A 6,933-nucleotide genomic window follows, 5' to 3' on the forward strand; every position below is an offset into this window, starting at 1 on the left:
TAAACAAAAATGTGTATTCGATTGATTGGCGGGAATTAAAAGATAACCAGCAATGGCGATTAGGTTGGGTATAAAGAGCCACCTATTAAAGGCCTCATTATTCTCTCCCTATAACCCCAAAATGGACTTAAGATGAAAGCATTATTACTGGTTGCCCATGGTAGCCGTCGTCAAGAGTCAAATGATGAAGTGGTTAGATTGACTGATAAACTCAAGAAAAACAGCAGCAATCATTACGATATTTTTCAGGTAGGCTTTTTAGAGATAGCGACACCGGCAATAGATAAAGGGATAGAGCTGTGTATAACAAAGGGGGCAACCTCAATTACTGTATTGCCTTATTTTCTTAATTCGGGCCGACATGTTATTAATGATATTCCTAAACTCGTCCAAAAAACAGAGCAACAGTTTCCCGGTATTAAAATTGAGATAGCCCCGCATATAGGCTCATCGGATTTAATGATGACATTGCTCATTGATGCTGCTAATTCAGTAAATAGCGCTGACTGATCATTGTTTCTGAACTTAACATAAGGTTCGTAAACCGAGCTTACACATTACTCACGATAGCTTAGGCCGTTACCCAAAAAACAGAACAACTCATGTTTTTCTATTCGAAGCTGTTGGTGAATGCCACAACAGTGAATTGAGAGATAGCCATAAAAAAGTAACCCGAAGGCTACCTTTTCAGTCTAAATCACACTAAGTGTGGGCAGTACTTATTCAACGGCAGGAGCTGCAGGGCAACCTTTAAGAGACTCGCCACCAGCCAGATACACAATATCACCCGCAACTGGATTAAAATCATCAACTAAAATTGCAACGTTTGATTCGATAAAATCACGCAGTACCAAAGCATCGGCAATTTCGATAGAAGTTGCTTCAATAGCCGGGTAACCGTCACCACCAGCAGCAAGGTATGTTGATAAAGAGAACTTATACTCTTTCGCAGCATCGAAAGTTTCACCAGCAATTTCATTAATGGTCACTTTCTGTGCATCACAATCAACAGATAACTTAATACCATCTAATTGAGCATATGCGCCGGCACCGGCAGTCTTAGTTGCCACTTGATTAAGGTATTCGGTCAGATCTGTCCCCGTCATTGTGGCATAGGCGACCATGTTGCCAAATGGCTGTACGAGGAGTACGTCACGATAAGTAATTTCCCCTGCAGAAATTGAATTACGTACACCACCCGAGTTCATAATACCGAAATCGGCATTGACCAGCTTATAAGCACTCTGCGCGCGAGCCAGCAAGTGCCCCAGATTAGTCTGCTCAGAACGAACCGTTGCCTTGAGACCAACCAATTGCCCATCGGTAGAGCCAATAACTACGTCCAGTAACTTCTGCCCCGCTTCCTTATATGGCCTTAAGGCATCCAGTACGTTGGAATTTTCATCAATAGCAGTGCTGCCAGGAATAAGCGTTGTCTTACCATTCTCATCTTTGTCCGGAGAACCATACTTATTCAATACCATCAGATTAACCGGTATTAAATCGTAACTTGCCAGATGCAGCTCGCCATTGAAATATTCGAAATCGGCGCGGCCAACATACTTGCCCCATTCATGGGCCTGCATAATATAAGTGCCATTTTGCTGATCCGGCGTACATTCATCGCCACGGTTAAAGTCGGCATAGTTATTGGTGTCTGGCTCCATACAAACCGGATCTTGTGAATGACCGCCGATAACCGCCTGCAGATCCCCGGCAGTAACCGCTCGTGCCAGTGCCACATCACCCGGGGCATTACTGCCGTTAGCTGCATCGGCGTAGTGTCCCATATGCGTCGTTGCAAAGATCAAATCAGCGGCGTCTGCATCTTTAATCTCTTTAATAACTTTTTTGATCTCTTCTTTTGGATCGGTAAATTCAAGGCCACCTATATATTCTTTATTACCAATTTTTTCGGTATCTTCAGTAGTCAGACCGATAACGGCAATGCGTAAGCCGTTTACAGTGAATACTTTATAAGCATCAAAGTAACGTTCGCCAGTCGCTTTATCATAAATATTAGCAGCCAGCATAGGGAAATCAGCCAGCTTACGCTGCATTTCAACTATATATAGCGGGTTATCGAATTCGTGGTTACCGACAGCCATCGCATCATATTCAATCAGGTTCATACCCATGAAATCGGGCACCGCGTTCTGCAGGTCTGATTCTGGTACGCCAGTATTAATATCGCCACCAGAAAGGAGAATGGTTTCTCCACCATTAGACTCAACTTCAGCGCGGATCTGGTCGATCAGCGTCTTACGCGCTGCCATACCATATTCACCATCCTCACTCTGCCAGAAACGGCCATGATTGTCGTTAGTATGAAGTACGGTAAACGTGGTACAGGCTGCGCCTGCTTCTACGCATGTTGTTGCTACTTTGGGTATAACCTTCGTATCGTCTTCATTACAACCTGATAATGCAACCAATACTGCTGTAGCAACTAATCCTTTGATCAATCTTTTATTCATTAAATACTTCCTTTATTTGATGTTTTTAGGCGTGTTGGCGCACATTCCAGTTGATAAATTTATCATTCTCTTCATCTCATACTGCTGTGCAACCGTATTTGTAAACTTGCGTTATTGGTCAATTTAACAGTCCATAAAAGTGACCTTTAACCATTTTAATATTTACTGCAACTGCTGAAGATTGTTCCCTATTATTCGCCGAAGTTTCTTCATGTTAATCAGGAAGAAAATATCCCTTATGAAACAAAACTATATAACCAAACCTTACTGATGTTTTGTTACAGGAAAAATACAATTAAAAATATCCATAACAATAAAAGCATTGCCATTTCTTATGAATTGATATCGTCCGTTGAGTAATTACAAATGAGTTTATTTATTAAACAAGCAATAAAGTGTGATCAAACCGAATAGAATAATAATTACCCTTCTCTTTATTGATTGCGGTTACAAAATATGTTGTTTTCTTTTAAATGATATAAATAAGAGGAAAAATGCGCTCTGGAAGTGCTTTATACTATGAATGGTTTTACGAATTAACGGGTAATAATGGGTTAATTTACAACAGGAAACGAAGTTAAACCACACAGCGTAAAGACTGACTGCAGAGCGTTTGATGATCATCGCCATGGAGATTTTTCTTGATGGGAGCCGCTGGCTGATACCGACTTTCAGCTAACGGCAATATGGATTTATGCTGCAGGTAACAGGCTAACAGCCAAGCCCCATAAATTGGGAGATATAGGCTGTTACAAGCCCTGCTACCGAGTTAAACTAAAATTGGTTGAGCAGACTGTTTGACAATTTTCTGCTCAAGCACTTTCAAAAGTACGCCGTAAGCGGGTAAAAACAGACCTAAACTCACAATCAGTTTGAAACTATAGTCAACACTGGCAATTTCGGGCCAGTGTTCAGCCATAAAGGGATCATTGGATGCATAAAAGGCGAGTCCAAAGAAGACGATAGTATCCACTAAATTTCCGATCAGAGTTGAAGCGGTAGGTGCCACCCACCACGAGCGCGTATTTCTGAGCTTGGCAAAGACAGTGATATCCATCAATTGCCCAATCAGGTACGCAGCAAAACTGGCAAAGGCAATCCGGAAAACAAAGGTATTGAATTGCGATAATGCGGTTAAACCTTGAAAGCCACCTTGATCAAAAAGAACGCCCATCAGATAAGAGATGAGCAGCGCTGGAAGCATCGCTTTAATAATAATTTTTCTAGCCGCCGTCTGACCGAATATTCTTACGGTAAGATCGCTGGCAAGATACACAAACGGAAAGCTGAACGCTCCCCAAGTGGTGTGAAATCCAAAGATTTGAAATGGCAGCTGAACGAGATAATTACTGGCGCAGATAATAAATATATGGAAGCCGACCAGCACCATAAGTGCACGGCTAATTTGCTTTGTTGTTAACATATTGTGACCTTTTTCATTGCGATAGAGTTCTGCGGGGTGAGGGAACCCGCTGTTAAAAGATAGCTTTAAGTTGCATAAAGTAATAATAGATTATTTAGCCCTATGCAGCCCGTATAGCGACGGCACATTATAGACAGGATTTGAATCGGGGCAAGGATAAATTCAAACTAACACGTCCAGTGACATCAATGCACTAATTGCGTTATCCTACGTATATACCCAAACCACTTCAAAATGCAGATTCAGAGCTTCACCCGGATGCTGGAACAAAGCATAACATGCTGAGAATTCTTATTCCCTTTTCGAATGTGATAACGCAGTGCTAGCTTTCGGGTGAAACGCCCTTCGGGCAAGGCGATAAACGATAATCTTCGTTGTTAGCAGGTTTTGATTTAGAATGACTAGATCATCAACCTGCTGCCTAGAATCTCATCATTTATCGACTTGCTGATTCCTGAATCTTGAAGTAGCTTAGGTATAATCATTTATTCACTAGGATGACGGACTTTATGGGCAAACCATTTGTTACAAAAGAGCAACTTATAAGCACACTCAACCAATGGGGTGAAGGTAAAATATCTGCGCAGCAACTTCAAGACTGGATGGTAACTTATTACGATCCACCCGAAGTTGAAATTGGCCCGGGCGAAAGCGAACCGGTACAGGAAGCGATGAATATTATTATGAATGAATATGAACTTGCTAAAATTCCGAAATTTAAAACAGAGGGCTATGCGCTGGCGATTGCTTTTATTGAAAGCACACCGGAGAGTTTCTATCAAAGAAGGCACAACTTTATCCATAATGGTTTTGCCGATTGAAGAGTGTCTCTTTAGAGCTGCAGTAAACGTGATTGAATGCTTGCGCTGTCTATAAAAATTTCAATAAATAACTTATATCCATCACAGCCGGTAAAAACACCGCCTGCTGATAAAGCAGGCGTATTGGTTATAGAACAAACTGTTTTAAGACCAACTGTTTACACAATTACTTGCACTTAAAATGCATAAAGCACCTTGCAGATCTAAATGATTAAGTGATACAGCGGCTTTTTCTTGAACAATGGGTTTAGCATGAATCGCAATACCCAGGGCAGATGCGCCCATCATCAGCAGATCGTTTGCACCATCACCAATGGCGACCGTCTGTGACATGGGAATATTATAACGCGCGGCCAACTCAGACAATGTACCAGCTTTAACTGTCGCATTAACTATATCACCGACCACTTTACCGGTTAATAACTGGTCGCTAATTTCCAGTGTATTGGCAATCGCATAATCAAAATCGTGTTCTGCTTTTAGACGATCCGCAAAGTAATTAAAACCACCAGAGGCAATAGCTACTTTCCAGCCTGCATTTTTAAGCCCTTTTATCAATTCCAGTAATCCCGGCATTAGCGGCATAGAATCGGCCACCTCTTTTAATATTGAAACAGGGGCGCCTTCTAGTTTGCTAACGCGCGTACGTAAACTTTCATTAAAATCCAGCTTACCTTGCATCGCAAGTGCAGTAACGGCAGAGACCTCGTCACCCACACCATATAATCGAGCAATTTCATCGATACATTCGATTTGAATGGTTGTTGAATCCATATCCATTAACACTAAACCCGGTTTCTGCCAGTCGGGGAAATGATCCATTAATGCAAAATCCATTTTATTTTCTTTGGCAAATGCATCCAATTTCAGTTTCAATGAGGGTGATTTTGCACTTAACGCAAAACGCATCACAATTACATTTTCAATTATTTCTGGGGCATGTAAGCGAATTGTGTCAATATATTCATCAGTTAACAGGCGCAGCAAGTTATGCAACTGTGCGGTATTAAATTGTGCCGCCATTACAATAAGGGATGCTTGCTCAGTAAAGTCAGACGTCAGTGTTGAAGTTAGCGTACCCTTATGACAAAATAATGCATCTAACCCGCTAACTTGTTGTTTTACATGGTCTCTCCACTGAAGCAATGACTGATAATTTGATTGAACTAGAAGTTTTTCGATCGTATCCACTGTAAAATACCTATGCTTATAGAAACCAAACGCCTTATTAAAAATTACATTCTTAAAATGGGCCGGTTTTAAATTAAAATAATTGCGCACAAGATAACTATTGCTATTTATCATTGCAAGTTTTACAACTCTGTTCTCAAGGAATAACAATAAATGAATAAAAAAATGCATTATTTGCTGCGTACTTTGCAAATAACCAGCTTGATCATTGTCTGCGCTATTATTGCTTACCAATTTACTATGTTAAAAGACACATCCAATCAAATCGGCTATCAACAAACAGAACGATTTTCCTACTCTTTAACAAATTTAGCAGCCGCAGAGGCAGCGCGTTACCTTTCACAAAATAAAGCCAGTGATTTACAGCTTTTGATTGATGACTTGAGCCATGATCCGATCGTCAGAGATGCAACAATATATGATAATTTGGGACAGATACTTTATCAATCAGAGGATGTGTTAGCCCTGCCAATATTATTAAACATTAATAAAAATAATGATCCAAAAGCCGCTGGAGTTATTCCCTATATTGCTGAGTTATATAATGAAAAGGAAACAATAGGCTATATCCGTATCACCTTGGAGCAAGAGGAAATTCTCAGCTTAATTCATGATTACCAACAAAAAAGTTTGTCGATAATGCTGCAAATACTAATGCTCTCTTTTGTAGCGGGTACCATCATCATGGCTCTGTTTTTTAGAAGACTGGAAGCGGCTTATTATCATGTAATAAAAGAGCTATACAAGTTAAGTGAAAAAAATAGACTTGATTGGTGAAAATGAGAATTATTTACAAAAGGCAACCATTGCTAGATTGTTTTAATGAACCCATAACCCTATCCCGGTAAAACTTGTTAATTATTTTTCTGCCACTATTTTGCAGCTAAAAAAAAACCTTAATGAACACATTAAGGTTTTTACACATTGCTTTCTATATCACTTTGATACTATGCAAAGTTTTGGTTTACAAAATCCCAGTTAACAAGTGCCCAAAAACCCGTTAGGTAATTAGGTCGTGCAG

At 40.3% G+C, this 6,933-nt stretch carries 7 protein-coding genes; 4 read left to right on the plus strand and 3 right to left on the minus strand.

The window, feature by feature from the left end:
- Both ACJAT7_RS16780 and ACJAT7_RS16785 read left to right on the plus strand, forming a co-directional pair.
- Nucleotides 1–74 (plus strand): TIGR02450 family Trp-rich protein (locus ACJAT7_RS16780; RefSeq protein ID WP_415227959.1); only part of this gene is annotated, 74 nt, incomplete at its 5' end.
- 58 nt (nucleotides 75–132) lie between these two features.
- Nucleotides 133–510: a sirohydrochlorin chelatase gene (locus ACJAT7_RS16785; protein WP_415227953.1), complete on the plus strand. Its 378-nt coding sequence runs from the start codon at nucleotides 133–135 to the stop codon at nucleotides 508–510.
- A 209-nt stretch (nucleotides 511–719) separates the two neighbouring features.
- Here the strand turns inward: ACJAT7_RS16785 and ushA are convergent, their stop codons facing one another.
- Together ushA and ACJAT7_RS16795 are read right to left on the minus strand one after the other, a co-directional pair.
- Nucleotides 720–2,477: a bifunctional UDP-sugar hydrolase/5'-nucleotidase UshA gene (ushA, locus tag ACJAT7_RS16790; RefSeq protein WP_415227954.1), complete on the minus strand. Its 1,758-nt coding sequence runs from the start codon at nucleotides 2,475–2,477 to the stop codon at nucleotides 720–722.
- Nucleotides 2,478–3,246: 769 nt separating this feature from the next.
- On the minus strand, nucleotides 3,247–3,900 hold the full coding sequence (locus tag ACJAT7_RS16795) for a 7-cyano-7-deazaguanine/7-aminomethyl-7-deazaguanine transporter (protein ID WP_415227955.1): 654 nt from the start codon (nucleotides 3,898–3,900) through the stop codon (nucleotides 3,247–3,249).
- 509 nt (nucleotides 3,901–4,409) lie between these two features.
- Here ACJAT7_RS16795 and ACJAT7_RS16800 point away from each other — a divergent pair.
- On the plus strand, nucleotides 4,410–4,721 hold the full coding sequence (locus ACJAT7_RS16800; RefSeq protein WP_415227956.1) for a hypothetical protein: 312 nt from the start codon (nucleotides 4,410–4,412) through the stop codon (nucleotides 4,719–4,721).
- A 144-nt stretch (nucleotides 4,722–4,865) separates the two neighbouring features.
- Here ACJAT7_RS16800 and serB read toward each other — a convergent pair whose 3' ends face one another.
- Nucleotides 4,866–5,912, minus strand: coding sequence for a phosphoserine phosphatase SerB (gene serB / locus ACJAT7_RS16805; protein WP_415227957.1), 1,047 nt, complete (start codon nucleotides 5,910–5,912; stop codon nucleotides 4,866–4,868).
- A 153-nt stretch (nucleotides 5,913–6,065) separates the two neighbouring features.
- Here serB and ACJAT7_RS16810 point away from each other — a divergent pair, with 153 nt between their 5' ends.
- Nucleotides 6,066–6,689, plus strand: a complete 624-nt coding sequence (locus ACJAT7_RS16810; RefSeq protein ID WP_415227958.1) for an AhpA/YtjB family protein — start codon at nucleotides 6,066–6,068, stop codon at nucleotides 6,687–6,689.
- Nucleotides 6,690–6,933: the final 244 nt, after the last annotated feature.

This window comes from Psychromonas sp. (genome assembly GCF_047632995.1).
In the GTDB taxonomy this organism is placed as follows: domain Bacteria; phylum Pseudomonadota; class Gammaproteobacteria; order Enterobacterales; family Psychromonadaceae; genus Psychromonas.